We start from the raw sequence: 18422 nt of genomic DNA on the forward strand, positions 1-18422 counted from the left end.
CGCGCGATGCGAAGGGCCGGCGGGATATTCTCGCCGGCCTTTTTTTCTATGACAGACTCTGCGAATCCAATTCTCCAATTGCTTCGTCCAATACATAGGAGGATCAATCCTATGGCTGCTTTCTGTGCCTGCTGCGGAGCCGAGATCACCCCCAAAAGCGGACCCTGCACCCTCTGCGGAGCCCCGCAGCATGGGTCGCTGCCCGCCGCCAAGCCCTCGCAGAACAAGACCTATCCTGGAATCTCGTCGACCCCGAACACACCTCGCCGCGTCGCCTGACGCAGCTTTACCATTGCAATCTCGGCGCAGCAGCCGCATCCTGAAAGCAAGGTGACGGCATGAACCCAGGCGCGAACGAAGACACGCCAACAAACGCGAGCAAGCGACGGCTTTCCGCGGAGCCTTCGCTCGCTTCTGCACTCTCGCTGCTGACGCACGTTCTTGTCCTGCTCGTGATTCTCTATGCCGCACGGCCAGTCTGGAAGCCACAGACCGTGCGCACACGCGGCGGCCACGCTACCGTGCTCTACTGGAATGCTGGCGTTGGCATCGGCGCCGCGCAGCAGCACACTACGAGCAAGACCGTTGTCTCGCCAGCGCGGCAGGCTTCACGTAAGAACCTGCTGCAAGCTCAGGCGAAACCGGCACTGGCCACACCTTCCGCAACAAAGACAGGCGAACTGCAGGCTGCCTCCGCCGGAGCCTCGCAGACACACACCCAGTTCATCGGCAATGGCGAATCGGACGCAGACGCTACGCCTGCATGGCCCACGTTTTCCCCGAATCCGCCCGTGGGAGACCGCTCGCTGCTGCCTGCCAATGAGACCAACATCGTTGTCGATGTGAACGTCAGCGCCGATGGACTCGTTCTGGACGAAAAGCTCATTCGCGGCCTCGGCAACGGCCTCGATCAGTCTGTCCTCGATACCGTACGCAGCTGGCGTTTTCATCCTGCTACGCGCAACGGCGCGCCGGTGGCCAGCATCTCCGAACTGGTCTTTCCCATGAGCCCGCGCTACCACGCGTAAACGCGGGAAGGCTCGCCGAAGCGAGCCTTTACTTTCTGCAATCACCTCGCATCAGTGCGCGCTGTCCGACATCCTCACAGACACACCCTGCGCCGCATCCGCAACATCCTTCCATGCCTCCCACGTCGCCAGGCGCTCTGCGTAAACCGCCTGCGTCTGGGGCAGCCCTTTGTCTCCGAGCATCAGCCGCAGCGGCGGATGCTCCGCGTCCACCAGCTTCAGCACGGCTTCTGCCGTTGCCCTGGGATCACCGCGCTCCATCGTTGTGAGGCCTTCATAGACCTGTTTGCGCACCGGAGCATACACCTCGAGCTCTTGAGCCCGCTTGCCCGACTGTGGTCCGCCGAACTCCGTGGCGTAGGCTCCCGGCTCGATGATGGTGACGTCAATGCCGAAGCCGCGCACTTCCTTCGCAAGACTTTCGTGCATGGCTTCAAAGGCCCACTTCGAAGCGCAGTAGAAGCCAATCAGCGGCAGCGTAATCACACCGAGGGTGCTCGAAACGCCGATGATGTGCCCGCTGCCCTGCTTCCGAAGCAGCGGCAGCGCAGCCTTGATCACGCGATGCGGGCCAAAGACATTCGTGTCGAACTGCGCCTGCACCTCGTCATCGCCCGCCTCTTCCATGGTGCCAATCAGCGGATACGCGGCATTATTCAGCACCACATCCAGACGGCCGAAGTGCGCGTGCGCCTGCTCCACAACCGCACCCACCTGCGCGGCATCCGTCGGCTCCAGCGCCAGCGGCAGGGCCGCATCGCCATACTTTTCCGCGAGATCGGCCACATCGGCAGCCTTACGCGCCGTGGCCGCAACCTTGTCGCCACGCTTCAGTGCAGCCTCGGCCCAGATACGCCCCATGCCACGCGAGGCGCCGGTGATCAACCATACTTTGCTGCTCATCGATTCTTCTCCTGAATATTCCGCCCGATTATTTAAACAACGTTCAGATTGCCGGCACACTGCTTCCCAGTGCTAACGTGAAACAAACTAGTTTTGAAGGTATCCGTCTATTTGAACACTGTCAAGATTCAGGCAGAGCGCAAACCGGGAAAACGGTCGACGTATCATCACGGAGACCTGCGCACCGCGCTTATCCAGGCTGCCGACGCGATCATCGCCGAAGGCGGTATTGAGGCTTTCTCCCTGCGCGCAGCCGCACAGCGGGCCGGTGTCTCCCCTGGTGCTCCGGCACACCACTTCGGCAATGCGCGAGGACTGCTCACCGAAGTCGCGCTGCTCGCCTACAAGCGATTAGAGGACTATATCCAGAAGGCTGGGCACTCCGACGACCCGGTTGCCGAGGTGCGCGCGCTGAGCCTTGCCTTCATTCACTTTGCGCTCGACCATCCCGGGCACTTCCGGCTGATGTTCCGCAACGATCTCGTCGATCGCAGCGACCCGCGCTTTGCCTCGTTCCCCCGGCAATCGGGAAGAAGGCTCAGCCAGGCCATCCTCACCTACCAGGGCAAGAACGATGTGGATATGAATCGCTTCGAGGACGCGGCCGACATCCTCTGCGGCATGGCCACGCTGCATGGACTCGCTTCCCTGGTGCTCGAAGAGAAGGCTGTCCACTTCTTTCGCAACGCCAACGCGCGCGACTTCAGGAAGAAGGAGCTACCCCGGGTGATCGAACACCTGTACCCGGAGCGCAGGAACAGCACCACGCGGAAGAAAGCTGTCCACGGCAAATCCTGAGCCGCCTTGCGTGCAGCAGCGCGGCCCTGCATGAGCGACAGGGCCGCGCCGGCATCTCCGACTGGTCTTTCTCTCTATGAGGCGGCGCTACCACGCGCCGGCCTATGAGCACGCATTCTCACACATTAGCCGTGCGTACTTTTCACATCTCAAGATCGAGACATGGAGCGCCATGCGGCTGTCTCTCCCTGCTGGCGACCAACGGGAGCGCGGGCAGAAGGCGATTCGCTGCTGCGCGCAGCAGTCATCGTCCCTTGGTGAACAGGCGCAGCAACAGCGTGAGCAGCACCGCGCCCAGAACCGCGACCACGATGGTGTAGATCATGCCTCCGGAGCCTGCAAAACCGAGCGCCCGCATGATAAAGCCGCCGATCACCGCACCGACGATACCGATGACGATATCCATGATCGTCCCATAGCCTTCGCCACGCATTAACTTGCCGGTGATCCAGCCCGCAATCAGACCGACGATGACCCACCATAAGATAGCCATTCCACCTCCTGGGATTCCGGGGGAGGCGATGAGCGTTCCACGCCATCTCCACGGCCGTCAAGGATGAAATGCGTCGAAACAGGCAATTTACAGTTATGCTGAATCGGTCCTCTATCCGGTGAAAAGGAGAGCTGCATGGTCAACGGAAGCACGGAAGGAGTCGGCGCGATCTGGGTGCTTGCCAACGCGAGCTATGCGGGGATGAGAGCCCAGGCGCATTCCAGCATTGCGTGGCGCGTGCTCTCGTTTATCTTCGGGTTCCCGGGAACACTGCTGTCATTCCTCGTTATCCGCGAGGGCTCGGAACGTGCCTATGGCGTCGACCTGCCGCGGCGCACGCCTCGGATGTAACCCGCTATTCGCTCAAAAGAAAAACGGCCCGCCGAAGCGGGCCGTTTCCAATGCGGAGAACGCCTAGTAGCAGAGACACTCTTCCTGCCCACAGTAGGAGCAGCAACGAAGTTGCTCGGGCGCGAAGCGCGATTCGCCCTGCGCGCAGCAGCCGCCGGCGATCGACGGGATCACGAGCACTTCATCGCCATCCTGGAAAGCGTACTTCTCGTTGCCGAGGAAGCGGATGTCTTCCTCATTCACGTAGAAGTTGATGAAGCGGCGCACATTGCCCTGCTCGTCGCGCAGATGCGTCTTCAGGCCGGGAAAGGTGGTTTCGATCTCGGTGATCAGCTCGGGCAGATTCTGCGCGCTCGACTTCAGTTCCTTGGCACCATCGGTGTGCTTCTGAAAGGCATTCGGCAACAAAACTCTAACGGACACTTGCAACCTCCCCAGCCAGTTCACCGCTGGCGGTCTTCTGATCGATGTAGGCTTCGAAATCGGAGAGCCGCGGACGTACCGCCTGCTCCACTTCATATGCGCCCGTCAGTGCGTCGGTCGTCTTCAGACCATTGCCCGTGATGACGGATACCGTAAGCTCATCCGGCTTGATGCGGCCGTGCGCGTAGAGCCGCGCGGTCACTGCCGTAGTCACGCCGCCCGCGGTCTCGGTAAAGATACCCTCGGTTTCGGCCAGTTCCTGAATTGCGGAGACGATCTCGACGTCCGAGACATCCTCGGCCCAGCCGCCGCTCTGGCGGATGGCGCGCGCCGCGTAGACACCGTCTGCGGGATTGCCGATCGCGAGCGAGCGTGCGATGGTTGCCGGGCGCTGCGGCTCGATGTGATCGGCACCGTTCTTCACCGCCGTCGAAATCGGCGAGCAACCCGTCGCCTGCGCTCCGAAGAAGCGCACTTCCTTATCTTCCACCAGGCCCAGGGCAACCAGCTCCTTGAAAGCCTTACGAATCTTGGTGATCAGCGAACCGCCGGCCATGGGGCACACGATGTTGTCGGGCAGGCGCCAGCCCAGCTGCTCGGCGATCTCATATCCGACCGTCTTCGAGCCCTCGGCGTAGTAGGGGCGCAGGTTCACATTCACAAAGCCCCAGTTGTAGCGCTCCGCGATCTGCGAGCACAGCCGGTTCACATGGTCGTAGTTGCCGTCGATGCGCACCAGGTTCGCACCATAGACCTGCGTATTCAGAATCTTTGCCGGCTCCAGGTCCGCCGGGACCAGGATGTAGGTCTTGAGACCCAGCCGCGCCGCGCCTGCGGCCACTGCGTTCGCCAGATTACCGGTCGAGGAGCATCCCACCGTGTCGAAGCCGAAGACCTGCGCATTCGCCAGAGCCGTTGCCACCACGCGATCCTTGAAGCTCAACGTCGGCACGCACACGGCATCGTTCTTGATGTACAGATTCGAGGCACCGATCCGCTTCGCCAGTCGCGGAGCCTTCAGCAGCGGCGTCCAGCCGGAGGGCGTTGCCGGGACGTAGTCCTCCGGCACCGGCAGCAGCGCCTGGTAACGCCACATGCTGTCCGGACCCTGCGCAATCTTCTCGCGGGTAAAGCTGCCGCGCGCCGCTTCGAGGTCGCAGAACACCTCAAGCGGGGAAAAGCACTCATCACAGATGGAAAGCGGGGTGTTTGGATACGTCTTCCCGCATTCCCGACATCGCAATTCATAGGCAAGCGCCATGAAACCCTCGATTCCGAGAGCTGCTGACGGACACCACAGGAGCTTTCCCCTATGGGTACAAATGCACGGGCATGCGTGACGTACTCTGCTGCAACATCTGGTACTGCAAACTACCCGGACCAAGAGCCCGGTACCACTTTGGGATTTGGCGAGATGCGATACTGCATTGCATCCCCGAATCTCATGTTCCCCGGTTTCCCAGGAGAGAGTTGACACCGATGTCTTAGATTGCCTAAGCCGGTTGTCGTGGCGTCACAGGGCCCGTCCCTCAGCCACTCTTCATGAAATTCAGGCTCGCTCGTAAGAGCAAACTTGAATAATCATTTGATACCACAGTGGCCGTGCGGATGCAAGAAATCCTGTGGATATTTGCTGCCTGCGACCGTCCTTTATCTGGACTTCAGCCCTGGCCATACAACGCTGCATCAAGCGATCTCAAGCAGACTTTTGCGAAGTGCAGCAGCGCCGCCCTGCGGCAGCTGAGCTTCGACTTCCGCATGCGTCCGCTCCCACACCGGCACTGCCTGTGCCAGCAGTTCCTCTCCTGCGCGCGTCAGCGCCAGGAGACGGGAGCGGCGATCTTCCGGGTCCGGCGCGATCCGCAGCAGTCCGCGGCGCTCCAGCGGCTTGAGCGCGGCTGTCAGTGTCGTGCGATCCATGGCCAGCAGCGCTGCCACGGAGGCCATCCGTGCCGCCTGTGGCCGGTTCAACGACATCAGCAGCGAAAACTGCCCGTTGGTCAGCCCCAATGGCCTCAGCACTTCATCGAAACGCCGCGCCAAAGCGCGCGCAGCACGTTGCACATGCAGACACAGACAACAATCCCGGACCAGCAACGTGGTCTCGAACGGCACCGGACGCGGAGCCGGGCGGGCAGCCTTTGACATATCTCAATAATGTTGATATCAACGTATGCCGTCAAGCAAGATCCATATCCTGCGCCACGAAATCAGCAGCGCCGCCAAGGAGTTCGTCATGCAAACTCACCCTGTCGTATCCCGTGAAGAGTGGCTCACCGCACGCAAAGCGCTGCTCGCCCGCGAAAAGGAAGAGACTCACCTGCGCGACGCCATCAACGCCCAGCGCCTTGCCCTGCCCTGGGTGAGGGTTGAAAAGGACTATGTTTTCGATACCCCGACTGGGCGCCGCTCTCTTGCCGAACTCTTCGCCGGCCGCAGCCAGCTCATCGTTTACCACTTCATGCTCGCTCCCGGATGGGCCGCAGGTTGCCCCGGCTGCTCCTTCCTTGCCGATCACTTCGACGGCGCGCTACCTCACCTGAACCATCATGACGTCACCTTCACCGCTGTCTCCCGCGCTCCGCTCTCGGAGATCGAAGCCTACAAGCGCCGCATGGGATGGCATTTCCCCTGGGTTTCTTCTCACAGCAACGATTTCAACTTCGATTACCACGTCTCTTTCCTGCCCGGCCCCGGCACCAACGGCACTGTCCACTACAACTTCACCGAAACTCCTTTTCCTGTCAGCGATGACAATACCGAGCTGCCCGGCATGAGCAGCTTCTTCCGCGATGACGACGGCCATGTTTATCACACCTATTCCAGTTACGCTCGTGGGCCGGAAGAGTGGATCGGCACGCTCATGATCCTCGACCGCGCGCCCAAGGGCCGCAACGAGAAGAGCACCATGGATTTCGTTCGCCGGCACGACGAGTACGAGAACCTCCCCAAGCCTCATGCCTGCTGTACCGAGCACGCATAACCCGCCCAACCTTCAGGAGAACCTCTCACGATGCCGATGCATGTCAATGCCTATCTCAACTTCGGCGGCAACTGCGCCGATGCCTTTCGCTACTATGAGAAACACCTCGGAGCAAAGCTGCTTTTCTCGATGACCTTCGCAGAAGCACCTCCGGGAAATGCCCCTCCAGGTGAATTCGATCCCAACTCCGTGATGTACTCGCGCATAAGCCTGGGCGACACGCATATCATGGGCAACGATATTCCACCCTCGCGCTATCAGCCCATGCGCAGCGCCTATGTTGCGCTCTCGGCCGACTCCATCGAGGAAGCCGAGCGCATCTACAAGGCGCTCGCCGATGGCGGCGAGATCTTTATGCCGATAGCGGAAACATTCTTTGCCTTTCGATTTGGCATGCTGCGCGATAAGTTCGGGATTAACTGGATGGTGCTCCACCCTCGCCCCATGCAAAGCTAAAAAGAGAAGGCTGCCCGGCGTCATTCTCCCCGGCAGCCTTTGTTTATTCCATATTTGCAACTATGCCTGCGACAAACTCTCACGGCAGTACATTCTTTCCTCCACGCCCTGTTACAGATTCCTATTCCGGCGTGAGCACCACGAGCACGGCATCGTTCTCGCGCATGGAAAAGCGCTCCGCCACGCTGCCATTGTTCACCTCTATCGCCTCCGTCTGCTCCGGATCGCCACTGGCCGCGGCCTGCAATGCCGTTACCTGCGCACGCGTCAGCTGGCTGGGCGACCCCATGTGCAGATATGCCGTGTAGGCATCATTCTGCTCATATCCCACACGGAAGACCTGCATCCGGTAGAGCCCATCTTTCAAGCCTTTCACCGTCAGAGCCACAGGAGCCGTGGTCTGCGCCGGCTGCTCGCGCTTGTAGAAGGTCTGGTTTGTTTCCTTCCCTGGAGGAGCAATGGCTTTGTAGCTCCAGAACAGCACCTGCACCGAACCATCCTGTTTGCGCGTCGTCCAGCTTTCGGCATCGTTCGTCGCCACATCGTCCGGCCCGAGCGCGGCGAGAAATTTGTATGCAAAATATGCGGGCTTCCGGATGCCTTCGTAGTTCATCAACCCAAAGCCGCCATGAAAGGGCGTAAACCGCGGACCCGCTTCTTCGAAGATATCGGTGAACGTCCAGTACGACATAGACTGCGCGAATGGAGAAGCGGCCTTCAGCTTCTCCAGAATGAAGGGCGCCGAGATGTACTGGTCATGGATCGGATCGGCAGGCGTATAGCTGGTACTCCACTCCGTGTAGTGCAGTTCCAGCTGCGGTGTGGCTGAATGTGCAATCCGCTCCCGCGAGTCGCGCACCCGCCCCACAATCGAGTCCGGCTTCGTATCCAGCACCGTACCTGCATGGCCATCGGCATCGAACGATCCCTGCACTACGCCATAGGTATGTGTCGAAAGAAAGTCCGCCGGCACATGGTTCTTCGCAATGAAGTCCAGCCAGGCCGGTTCTATCTCCCATCGCGCCGAAGCAGGACCACCGACACGGCACGCGGCGCATACCGTCTTGATCTCTGTAGCCGTATTTTTGTAGAGACTGAAGTACTGTTCCCGTGTCCCCGACCAGAAGCCATCCAAGTCCGGCTCATTCCACACCTCGAAGTACCAGCGCGCAATCTCCTCTTCTCCGTAGCGCTCCTTCCAGTGCTCCATCAGCGCGCGGATCAGCCCGTTCCACTTTTCCATGTCTTTGGGCGGTGTCACATTCGCCTTCCACCAGAAGACGGTCTTCGTCCCGCTTGCCAGTTGCGCCGGCATAAAAGACAGCTCTACGAACGGCCTGATGTGCTGCGCAAGCAATGCATCGTAGAGCGCATCGACGTACTGGAAGTTGTACATTGCATGCCCGGCGGAATCTTCGGCGTAGACACCCATGTCGTCATGCAACAGGCCATGAAAACGCAGATAACGAAAGCCGATCTCTTTCTGCACCGTGGCCAATTGCGCCTGCCAGTCGGCCCTCAATCCTTCGTTGGCGCGGCCCGCGCCTACGGTCATCAGCGGCGTAGACGAGTGAGGCCCGGTTCTATGCGCTGCATCCACAGCGATCTCCCGCACGGAGAGATTGGGGGTACTGGGGTTCTGCGCCAGAAGAGGCGCTCCAAGGACAAGGAAAGCTGCAATACGGCGCAAGAACATAGCCAGGCTATCGTCTCCCGATTCATCTTTAGAAAATCGCTTTTCCGAAACGATGGAAGCATACCAGCCATGCGATATCCCTGGCTTCTTCTTTCCCTAAAAAGCGCCGAGCCACCGTTCAGGATGGCGGCTTGTCGTCCATCTCCGGCAGCGCCAGCAGGAGGAAGACAATCCCGATGCAGGTGAACATCCGGAAGGCCGCATCCTGTCCGTTCCAGATCTTCGATTGCCACATCAGGAACCATTCTCCGCCCACGCTGAGAAAGGCGCCGAACCACAGCAGCTCGGCTGCCGTAAGCGCAGCAAAAGCCCACGATTTGGCGCGAGAAAATACTGCCGCCGGCGCACGCAACGCCTGCAACAGCTTCGCCACGGCGATCCAGGCAAGCACTGCGGTCAGCGCCTCCCAGACGATGATGCCGTCATAGAAGAGCGTCTGCAGGAGTGCCGGATGCAGCGCCCGCCACATGCCGTGGTTGCCGGGAAAGGTCGTGTCCATCAAGAGCACATGATGGACGAACTGCCAATTCGAGCTGTAGTCGGTGAGGTTGTTGAAAACCACCAGCGTGTAGAAGAAAGCTACTGCCGCCAGCAGCACGATCTTGCCCAGCCGAAGCATCATCATGCCATCACTTCCTTCTTGCCATAGGCGCAGCAAAGCTCTGGAAATAAGCCATCACCGCATGGAGCATGGCCTCGCTGTAGTCCGCGCTCGGCGGCATCTCCGCCGCAGGGTCCACGGCTTGCGGATTCCGCACCCACAGCATGAAGCCTTTCGGATCGCGCGCCGCCTCGTTGGCGATCTGTCCCCAGGGCACATTCGCTTTATGCCCTCCGTACTCCCCTGCGTTGTGGCAGCGGAAGCAGTACTGGCCGGCCAGCTTATATCCCTGCTCGACCTCAGAACCCGGCGCCACATGCCCGCGCGGCGCAATTGCCGCCAGCACGTCCTTCTGCTTGAGAATGCGCAACTCGACCACACCGTTGGGAATCTGCGCTTCCTCATCCTGCCCCAGCACGCGATAGGACGGATGGAAGCTGGCATGCGAGACGAGATACGGTCCGTAGGCGCCGTCGTCGCTTGCGCGCGTGCCGCCATGAATCTCCTTGCCGTTGACCTGCGTCACCAGAATCGGCCCATGCGTGTGCCGGTATTGCGGACTGTAATGCGCCTCGTAACCGTCATCGCACACCGCCGCCACAATCACGCTCTCACTCGAAACATTCAGCGCATGCAGCAGCTCCTCAAGCGGTACGCCGCGAATCTCTACCGGCCTGGGGAAGTTCGCATCGTCTGTCACCCGATAGCTCACCATCGGCAGCTGCTCCAGCTCACTGCGCCGAATGAAGCGAACCGCATCCACGGGCAGCGCCGGCAGCGCGCCGCTCACCTTCAGGTCCGAGCTGGAAGTGGACACCGGCGAAAGCTCCAGCTGCTGCGAGAAGGGCTGCAGGAGGACAGCCAGCAGCAGCATGATATTCGCTCGAGAGAGAAACATGTCTGCCCATCCTAAGGCATTTCTCCTGACACTGGGACGTGCTCCAGCGGGAGTGCGATGCCTTTTCGGAGAGAACACGGCACTTGCGATCTCGCCTTATCCGGTGTGACAAATTCGCCGCAATAAAAGCTGTCAGCGCGTTTCAAAAAAACAGAGCCCCTGCCTCTATCCGGAACATTTCTCACACTCATAAAAAATCTTTATTGACCTCTTCACACAAACTTCGGACAGCTGCGCTTTTCCCTTCAGAATCGGCCCCGGTCTGCGCTATGCTCACTCCCAAGTTCCGGGATCGCTGCCCGTTTGCCGATCCTCGGATTCTCCGACAGCCAGGAACAGAAGACGGTCGTTCACCACACGGCCTCCCTGCCAGGCACCGGGTCCACCCTATAGCCGCTCCCAAGGCGCGAGCTTTTCCCTTATGAGGCCATTCATCGATGTTGAAGAGACTCGGCATATCTGCCCTTTCGTTTTTCCTTGGTCTACTCCTGCTCACCGGTAACAGCTGGGCTCAGCAGACCCTCGGCGGCATTACCGGCGAGGTTAGTGACGCCTCCGGAGCCCTCATCTCCGATGCCACCGTCACCGCCGTGGATACCGGTACCGGCCTGACGCGCTCTGTAAAGACCAGCGCCAGCGGTGCGTATCTCTTCTCAAGCCTCCCCATCGGCACCTATAGCCTCACCATCACCCATGACGGCTTCGAGACGCAGAAGATGCCCTCGATCCTCGTGCAGGCCGACCGCACGGCGACCATCAACGCCTCGCTCAAGATCGGCCAGACCAGTGAATCGGTCACCGTTGAAGCTTCCCCGCTGATGAATGCCGTCGATACGACGAACGGCTACATCCTCGATAAAGCGCAGATCGACGCCGTTCCTCTGCCCACTGGCAGCTTCACCGGTGTCGCCATTCTCGCTCCGGGTGTCAATGCCGAGCTGCCCGGCGGCACCGGATCCAACTCCGGCCTGGGCAATGCACCCATCTGGGCCAACGGCCAGCGCGACACATCGAACAGCTTCCTGCTGAACGGCGTCGATGCCTCGAACCTCTTCAACGGCAAGAGCACCAGCCAGGTGGCATCGGCCCGCATCGTCAACAACACCGGTGTCGGCAATGCCGGAGCCGGCGGTGTTGAGCAGAGTTCGGCATCGGTCTATCTCGCTATCGGCAACGCATTGCCCAGCCCGGCGCCTGAAACGCTACAGGAAATCCGCGTCAACACCTCTATGTACGATGCACAGCAGGGTGCCACCTCCGGTGCGCATATCGATATGAGCACCGAAACCGGCACCAACAAGTACCATGGCCAGCTTTACGCCCATCGCGGCACCGACTGGCTGAATGCCGCGCCCTTTTTCTTCAAGCAATCTTCCTTCATCCCGGAAGATGAAAAAGTACCGCAGCTGCATCGGTATATCGCTGGCGGCTCTATCGGCGGCCCCATCATCAAGGACAAGCTTTTCGGCTACGTCGCCTATCAGCATGTTCACATTGCAGACCAGGAGATCGGCATCTCCCGCCTCGTCGTTCCTGCCGCACTCACCGACGACCGCAGCGCCGGCGCGCTCGCGAACGTGGCGAACGAGGAGTTCGGAACCGACATCACCGCAGCCGACATCAGCCCGGTCGCTCTCTTCCTGATGCAGTACAAGATGCCGAACGGCCAGTACCTGATGCCGTCGCCGACGACCAGCGCCGCTCCCACTGCGAGCGACCCGTATAACGCATCCATCCCCGGCACCAGCTACTTCACCGCCGACCAGGGCATCGCCAACCTCGATTGGAACGCCACGTCGAAGGACACACTGGCCGCGAAGTACTACTACCAGCACGATCCGCTGGCCGCGCCCTATGCTTATTCCAACGTCTCCGGTTTTACCCAAAAGCTCGACACCGGCAGCCAGGTCTTCTCGCTCAATAACACCCAGCTTGTAAAACCGGCTCTTTCCATCACCGAAGTACTCGGCTTTCTTCGCGAAAAAGCTTATGGCGTCAATGAGCAGCCCTTCGGTCCGGCCGCAGCAGGCATCAGCGCCTTCGGCAGCTCCTATTTCCCGGGCATCAGCATCATCGACAATCTCGGCAACGACTCGTCAACATACAACCCGAACGGTGTTTACGACGCATCCGCGAATATCGGACCTGGCTCTTTTACCCAATCCCCCTTCACCGGCCTCTTTCAAAACCGCATCATGCCTTCGGCCAGCGCTATCTGGACACTCGGCAAGCACACTGTCACCTTCGGTGGCAGCTACTCCTACACCCAGCTCAACGTACGCGACGATCGTACGGGTAAGGGCATGATCGCTACCTCCGACTTCGGAAACTTTCTCGAAGGCAACCTTGCCCCACAAAACACCGACTACACGACAACATCCTTCATGGTAGGAAATGCGAATCGCTACTACCGGGCTAACCAGGCCGGCGCCTACATCCAAGACAAGTTCCAGGCAACCCCGACCCTCAGTCTTACCGCCGGCATTCGCTATGACTGGAACGGCGGGCTCACCGAGAAGGATGGAAAGATCTTCAACTTCGATCCTTCAGGCTATGCCTTTGACGGTAACGAGGTGACCAGCAACGGCTTCGTAGTTGCCGGCAACAATAAGCTGTTCCCCACTGCAGGCGTGAGTGACACGACGCTCACCGGCCGCCAATGGGGCATCGGCCCGCGCCTTGGCCTGGCATGGGAGCCGAAAGAACTCAACGGCAAGGTTGTCGTGCGCAGCGGCACCGGCATCTACTACGATCGCGGTGAGCTCTTCACCTATCTCTCCCCCGGTTATGCCGCGGGCGAAGTCACTGGCGGCCCCTTCGGCGTGAACCAGACTCCACCGTTCGTGAATACCGTGCAGTGCAATCCCAACGATCCGCAGCCCACCGTTGCCTCGGATTGCGGCGGCACATTCAATCTTTCCACCCCATGGGGCGACTCAGCCGCCAACGCACCCAGCGGCAATCCAGCCGACATCTCCAAATATCTTCCGACTGTCTCAGAGATTGAAAACGGCGCACAGCTCTTCTCTTTCGCGAACTACAACCGCGCCAACAAGCTCCCCTACAGCATCAACTACACGCTCGATGTGCAGTGGCAGCCGCGTAGCGATCTTGCCATCGATATCGCTTACGTCGGCAATGTGGGTCGTCACCAGGTGGTTCCGGTGCCGTTTAATCAGGCCGAAACCGCTTCTCCCACCAGCCCGATCAACGGGCAGAACTACACCTATGGATACTCGGTCCAAAGCGCCGGTTCAGCTGCGGATACATACTGCAACTGCTCTCCGGCCACACTGGCTGACGGCACTACCTATCTTGCTACTTATGAAGGCGGCAACATCGATCTCCGCGTTCCTTACGTCGGCTACTCGGCTGAATCCGAAACCTACAAGGCCGCTGGACTTTCTGCCTATAACGCGGTCACCGCACACGTGGAAAAGCGCCTGAGCCATGGTATCCAGGGCGGACTCTCTTATACCTACTCTCACTCGCTCGATGAGCAGAGCGCGATGGGCCTCTTCTATAACGGAAATAACCCGCTCGACCTCCATGACGGTTACGCTTCGTCTGACTTCGACCGCACTCACGTCATCAACTTCACCTGGTCTTATACCAGCCCTGCCTTCCTCGGCGAGAATACCCTTGCTGGCCGCGCACTCAACAGCTGGACGCTTCAGGGCCTCACTGTACTGCAGAGCGGCCAACCCTACAGCATCATCGACTACTCAGGCGCAGTAGGCTCCATCTACTACGGAGTCTCCGACGGTATCACCAATCCCATCGTGCCACTCGCTCCTGGCTGCACGCCGAAGAAGGCCTACACGGGCAAATCGGGTGCCTTCGGCACACCGGCTCTCGACTCCACCTGCTTCACCATCCCGCTGCTGAACGGTGGCGCGCTGAATGGTGCCATCCCCGCCAACGATACCTTCGAGACCAACTTCACCAGCGGTCAGCGCAATATCTTCCGTCAGTCCTGGCAGAAGCGTGCCGACGCCTCGCTGGCCAAGAACTTCAAGATCACCGACAGCATTGCTGCCCGCTATACTTTCGACGTCTTCAATCTCACCAACACCACCAGCTTCGACATCCCCGGAGACAACGTCGCACAGAACGACGGGTACAACGACTTCCCCGTTGCCGGGACGACACCAGCACCATCCGCAGCCGCCTGCGCAGCAGGCACAGCCTCCTCAACCCCCTTCTACAACTGCCCCTCGGGACTCGGCTACGTGACCCATACCATCGGCAGCCCGCGCCAGATCCAGATGTCCCTGCGCGTCACCTTCTAACCCATCCTGCGCACCATGCGCAGCAGAGACGGCAGCCCTCGGGCTGCCGTTTTCCGTTCAGGGCTGTACTCCCGCTCAAGGTTGTATTCCTGCTCAGGGCTGTCTATCGTGCGGATACAATCGCCGCATGCCATCTGCCTGCTCGCCCATTGCCTCGCTGCTTCACTCCTTCCTCACACGCGAAGCCGATCCGGAGCAGGTACTCCGCGCTGCGCTCGCCCGCGCCAATGGCAATGCCTCTGCCAACACCTACCTTGTGCGCGACGAGCAGTGGTCGCTCGACCAGCTCAAGGCACCCTCGTCACGCAGCGAGCGCGGTGCGCTGCAAGGCCTTCCTGTCGCGCTCAAAGACTGCTTCGATCTCGAAGGGTTTGTCACCAGCAGCGGCTCGCGCTTCTATGCCGAGCACCACTCCCCTGCAGCGGCGGATTCCTGGGTCGCTGCGCAGCTCAAGCGCGCCGGAGCAATCGTCACCGGCAAAACACACCTGCATCAGCTTGCCTACGGCATCACTGGCGAGAATCGCGACTACGGCGACTGCCTGCAACCCGGCGCGCCCGAGTTGCTCACCGGCGGCTCCTCTTCCGGTTCCGCGGCCTCTGTCCTGGAAGGCTCCGCCTTTGCCGCCATCGGCACAGATACCGGCGGCTCGGTGCGCGCGCCAGCCGCGCTCTGCGGCCTCGCCGGTTATCGCGCCTCGCTCGGTGTGGGCAACTGGCAGGGAGGAGCGCATCTGGCACAGTCCTTCGACACCATCGGCTGGCTCTGCCGCGACCTTCGCGATCTTCCACTGCTTGCATCTGCGCTCTTCGGGCTCGACATTCCCGAAGCCTCACCAGCCGCATCTGTCCGCGTCGGCATTGTCACCGGCGCTTTGCTCGAGGACTGCAATCCATCCATACTTACGGCGCAGAGCCGCTGGATAGAACGCATCCAGAGTCTTGGCGTGCATGTTGCAGCGTGCGAAGCCTCTTTCTGGACCGAAGCCTATGACATCTACGCTCCAATCCAGGCCCATGAAGCTGCTGCGATTTACAAGGGCCACTACGAAGATCCACAGGCCGATGTCTTCGAGACGGCCATTGCCGAGCGTCTACGCTGGGGCGCTGCGCTCTCCATGCAGGACGTTCGGAACTTCCGCCAGCGTCATGCGGCCTTTCAGCAACGCATGGCCGCTCTCTTCACGCAGTTCGACTTCCTACTGCTCCCCGCGCTGCCAATTACGCGTCTCGTCGCCGGAGAAGACCAGACGCCGAATCGCCCACGTATCCTGCGCTACACCACGCCAGCCAGTCTCGGCGGAAATCCCACCGTTGTACTACCGGCAGCGCCTGCGGGACTGCAACTGCTTGCACCACTTGGAGACGATGCCCGGCTGCTCGCCTTCACCCGCCTGCTCGGTGAAGCGTTGCGCACCGAGAGCTAAACGTGTGCGCGCAGCTGTGCGGCCGACACGATTCCATGCTCGGCCACCGTTCTCCCTGTATCCTCTATCCCATTGATCCTGCATACTGTTGTCTGGTCCTTTCTTTCGGCCTGGAACAACATCTCGATACGCAGCCCGCATCGCACTAAGTGCCTTGTCCCCGAATAATGACGGCGCTTCCAGCCCTGTCTCACGACGGAACAGGCGAAGACCAGTCGAAACACCGGGGAACACCGAACAAGAATGAGCGAATCGAAGCAAGCCAGTACCCATAGCGCATGGGGCGACCGCATCCGCGCCCTCAAGAACGTCCCCCAGGTCCTGCGCATCGTCTGGAAGTCCGGCCCCGCGGTCGTCAGCTGGGGGCTGATCCTTCGCGTCATCGTTCCTGTACTCGGGCTGTTCATCGGCATCGTCGCCGCGCGCATCATCACCGGCGTCGCTCGCGCCTTCGAGCACCAGCCGCAGTTTCCGCACTTCTGGTGGCTGGTGATCGCGGAGATTGTCCTCGCGCTGCTGACAGGCATCCTCTCGCGCACCATCGATTACACCGATCAGCTGCTGGCCAATCGCTACACCTTCCACGTAAGCGTGCAGGTGATGGAACAGGCCGCGCAGCTCGATCTGACCACCTACGAGAATCCCGAATACTACGACCGCCTGGAACGCGCACGCGCCCAGGCCACCGATCGGCTGGCCATGATCCAGCAGATGGGCCGCCTCTTCCAGCTTTCGGTGCTCACCCTGATCTGGAGCGGCGTGCTTGTCTATCGCTCGCCAGGCATGATTCTGCTGCTCATCGCCGGCGTGCTGCCCAGCTTCTTCGGCGAGACGCATTTCGCCTTCCTCGGCTATGCGAAGAATTTCCGCCAGACGCCGGCCAAGCGCCAGATGGATTATCTGCGCCAGGTGGGCGGCAGCAAGGAAGCAGCCAAGGAGCTGAAGCTCTTCAACCTGAGCCGTTACTTCAGCGGACGCTTCCGTGCGCTCTCCCAGCAGATCTACGATGAAGACGTTGCGCTGGCCAACAAGAAGCTGCTCTGGGGCGGTCTGCTCTCGCTCATCAGCACCGCCGGCTACTACGGCGCCTATGCCTTCGCCATCTATGAAGCTGTGAGCGGCAAGTACCCGACCATCGGCGTCTTCTCGCTGATCACCGTCGCGATCCAGCAGGCCTCAACCAACTTTATGCAGGCATTCTCGACTGCATCCGGCATTGCCGACCAGGCGCTCTTCCTTACCGACCTCATCGCCTTCTTCGAGATGAAGCCGACGGTCTACTCGAAGCCCAACGGCCTCAAGCTTCCTCGCCCCATACGGCGCGGCTTCGAATTCCGTAATGTCTCCTTTGCTTATCCCGGCACCGGGCGGCGCGTACTCAAGAACTTCAACTTCACGCTGCATCCCGGCGAGCGCATCGCGCTCATCGGCGAGAACGGCCAGGGCAAGACCACCATCGTCAAGCTCATCACGCGCCTCTACGATCCGACCGAAGGCGAAATTCTGCTCGACGGCGTGGATCTGCGCGACTACGATCTCGACGATCTTCATCACGAGATGGGCGTCATCTTTCAGGACTTCATGCGTTACGAGATGACCGCGAAGGAGAATATCCTCGTCGGCCACATCGAAGTACCGCATACCGAAGAAGAAATTGTTTCGGCCGCGCACAAGAGCCTCGCCGATACTGTCGTTGCAAAACTTGCCGATGGTTATGACCAGCAACTCGGCCGCCGTTTTGAAACCGGCGTCGATCTCTCCGGCGGCGAGTGGCAGAAGATCGCCCTCGCACGCGCCTACCTGCGCGACGCGCAATTGCTCATCCTCGATGAACCTACCGCCGCCCTCGACGCCCGCAGCGAGCTCGAAGTCTTCGAGCGCTTTGCCGAGCTCACCGAAGGCAAGATGGCGCTGCTCATCTCCCATCGTTTTTCGACTGTACGCATGGCCGACCGCATCGTGGTGCTCGAAGGCGGCCAGCTCGTAGAAGAAGGCACCCACTCTCAGCTCATGGCCCTCGGTGGCCGCTATGCCGGCATGTTCGAAATGCAGGCAGCCAGCTACCGATGATGGA

Annotated in this window: 17 protein-coding genes and 1 riboswitch; of the genes, 9 read left to right on the top strand and 8 right to left on the bottom strand. The window is 60.3% G+C overall.

Going from position 1 to position 18422, the window contains the following annotated elements:
• Positions 1-111: 111 nt before the first annotated feature.
• Both ESZ00_RS19990 and ESZ00_RS03025 read left to right on the top strand, forming a co-directional pair.
• Positions 112-279, top strand: a complete 168-nt coding sequence (locus ESZ00_RS19990) for a hypothetical protein (RefSeq protein ID WP_164981324.1) — start codon at positions 112-114, stop codon at positions 277-279.
• 59 nt (positions 280-338) lie between these two features.
• Entirely contained in the window at positions 339-1028 is a 690-nt protein-coding gene (locus ESZ00_RS03025; RefSeq protein ID WP_129206710.1) for an energy transducer TonB, read from the top strand.
• A gap of 51 nt (positions 1029-1079) precedes the next feature.
• Here ESZ00_RS03025 and ESZ00_RS03030 read toward each other — a convergent pair whose 3' ends face one another.
• Positions 1080-1931, bottom strand: coding sequence for an SDR family NAD(P)-dependent oxidoreductase (locus ESZ00_RS03030; RefSeq protein ID WP_129206711.1), 852 nt, complete (start codon positions 1929-1931; stop codon positions 1080-1082).
• A 111-nt stretch (positions 1932-2042) separates the two neighbouring features.
• Between ESZ00_RS03030 and ESZ00_RS03035 the strand changes: the two genes are divergently transcribed.
• Positions 2043-2729: a TetR/AcrR family transcriptional regulator gene (locus ESZ00_RS03035; RefSeq protein WP_164981325.1), complete on the top strand. Its 687-nt coding sequence runs from the start codon at positions 2043-2045 to the stop codon at positions 2727-2729.
• Between the two features lie 244 nt (positions 2730-2973).
• Here the strand turns inward: ESZ00_RS03035 and ESZ00_RS03040 are convergent, their stop codons facing one another.
• Positions 2974-3222 carry a GlsB/YeaQ/YmgE family stress response membrane protein gene (locus tag ESZ00_RS03040; protein ID WP_188590827.1) on the bottom strand — a complete coding sequence of 83 codons (249 nt, stop codon included), beginning with the start codon at positions 3220-3222 and terminating at the stop codon, positions 2974-2976.
• 135 nt (positions 3223-3357) lie between these two features.
• Here ESZ00_RS03040 and ESZ00_RS03045 point away from each other — a divergent pair, with 135 nt between their 5' ends.
• Positions 3358-3573, top strand: a complete 216-nt coding sequence (locus ESZ00_RS03045; protein ID WP_129206713.1) for a hypothetical protein — start codon at positions 3358-3360, stop codon at positions 3571-3573.
• A 63-nt stretch (positions 3574-3636) separates the two neighbouring features.
• On the opposite strand, the gene ESZ00_RS03050 is transcribed toward ESZ00_RS03045, so the two are convergent.
• The 3 genes from ESZ00_RS03050 to ESZ00_RS03060 all read right to left on the bottom strand — a co-directional run bounded on the left by ESZ00_RS03050 (position 3637) and on the right by ESZ00_RS03060 (position 6144).
• Positions 3637-3996 (bottom strand): MoaD/ThiS family protein, encoded by a 360-nt coding sequence (locus ESZ00_RS03050; protein ID WP_129206714.1) that lies wholly within the window; start codon positions 3994-3996, stop codon positions 3637-3639.
• Entirely contained in the window at positions 3986-5257 is a 1272-nt protein-coding gene (gene thrC / locus ESZ00_RS03055; RefSeq protein WP_129206715.1) for a threonine synthase, read from the bottom strand. The genes ESZ00_RS03050 and thrC overlap by 11 nt, the downstream gene beginning before the upstream one ends.
• 178 nt (positions 5258-5435) lie before the next feature.
• Positions 5436-5545: riboswitch (SAM riboswitch) on the bottom strand.
• 137 nt (positions 5546-5682) lie between these two features.
• On the bottom strand, positions 5683-6144 hold the full coding sequence (locus ESZ00_RS03060; RefSeq protein WP_129206716.1) for a MarR family winged helix-turn-helix transcriptional regulator: 462 nt from the start codon (positions 6142-6144) through the stop codon (positions 5683-5685).
• 25 nt (positions 6145-6169) lie between these two features.
• On the opposite strand from ESZ00_RS03060, the gene ESZ00_RS03065 reads away from it, so the two are divergent.
• A complete protein-coding gene (locus ESZ00_RS03065; protein ID WP_229740918.1) occupies positions 6170-6979 on the top strand; it encodes a DUF899 domain-containing protein in 810 nt (269 codons plus the stop codon).
• 30 nt (positions 6980-7009) lie between these two features.
• Entirely contained in the window at positions 7010-7435 is a 426-nt protein-coding gene (locus tag ESZ00_RS03070; protein WP_204520146.1) for a VOC family protein, read from the top strand.
• A gap of 121 nt (positions 7436-7556) precedes the next feature.
• Here the strand turns inward: ESZ00_RS03070 and ESZ00_RS03075 are convergent, their stop codons facing one another.
• The 3 genes from ESZ00_RS03075 to ESZ00_RS03085 form a co-directional block, all read right to left on the bottom strand.
• Positions 7557-9131, bottom strand: a complete 1575-nt coding sequence (locus tag ESZ00_RS03075) for a GH39 family glycosyl hydrolase (RefSeq protein ID WP_129206717.1) — start codon at positions 9129-9131, stop codon at positions 7557-7559.
• A 118-nt stretch (positions 9132-9249) separates the two neighbouring features.
• Complete coding sequence (locus ESZ00_RS03080; RefSeq protein ID WP_229740919.1) at positions 9250-9756, bottom strand: DUF2165 family protein; 507 nt, start codon at positions 9754-9756, stop codon at positions 9250-9252.
• 4 nt (positions 9757-9760) lie between these two features.
• Complete coding sequence (locus ESZ00_RS03085; protein WP_129206718.1) at positions 9761-10630, bottom strand: hypothetical protein; 870 nt, start codon at positions 10628-10630, stop codon at positions 9761-9763.
• 437 nt (positions 10631-11067) lie between these two features.
• On the opposite strand from ESZ00_RS03085, the gene ESZ00_RS03090 reads away from it, so the two are divergent.
• From ESZ00_RS03090 to ESZ00_RS03100, 3 genes are all read left to right on the top strand, one after another.
• Entirely contained in the window at positions 11068-14922 is a 3855-nt protein-coding gene (locus tag ESZ00_RS03090) for a carboxypeptidase-like regulatory domain-containing protein (protein ID WP_129206719.1), read from the top strand.
• A 127-nt stretch (positions 14923-15049) separates the two neighbouring features.
• A complete protein-coding gene (locus ESZ00_RS03095; protein WP_129206720.1) occupies positions 15050-16348 on the top strand; it encodes an amidase in 1299 nt (432 codons plus the stop codon).
• A gap of 243 nt (positions 16349-16591) precedes the next feature.
• Positions 16592-18418, top strand: a complete 1827-nt coding sequence (locus ESZ00_RS03100; RefSeq protein ID WP_129206721.1) for an ABC transporter ATP-binding protein — start codon at positions 16592-16594, stop codon at positions 18416-18418.
• Positions 18419-18422: the final 4 nt, after the last annotated feature.

Source organism: Silvibacterium dinghuense (genome assembly GCF_004123295.1).
GTDB lineage: Bacteria > Acidobacteriota > Terriglobia > Terriglobales > Acidobacteriaceae > Silvibacterium > Silvibacterium dinghuense.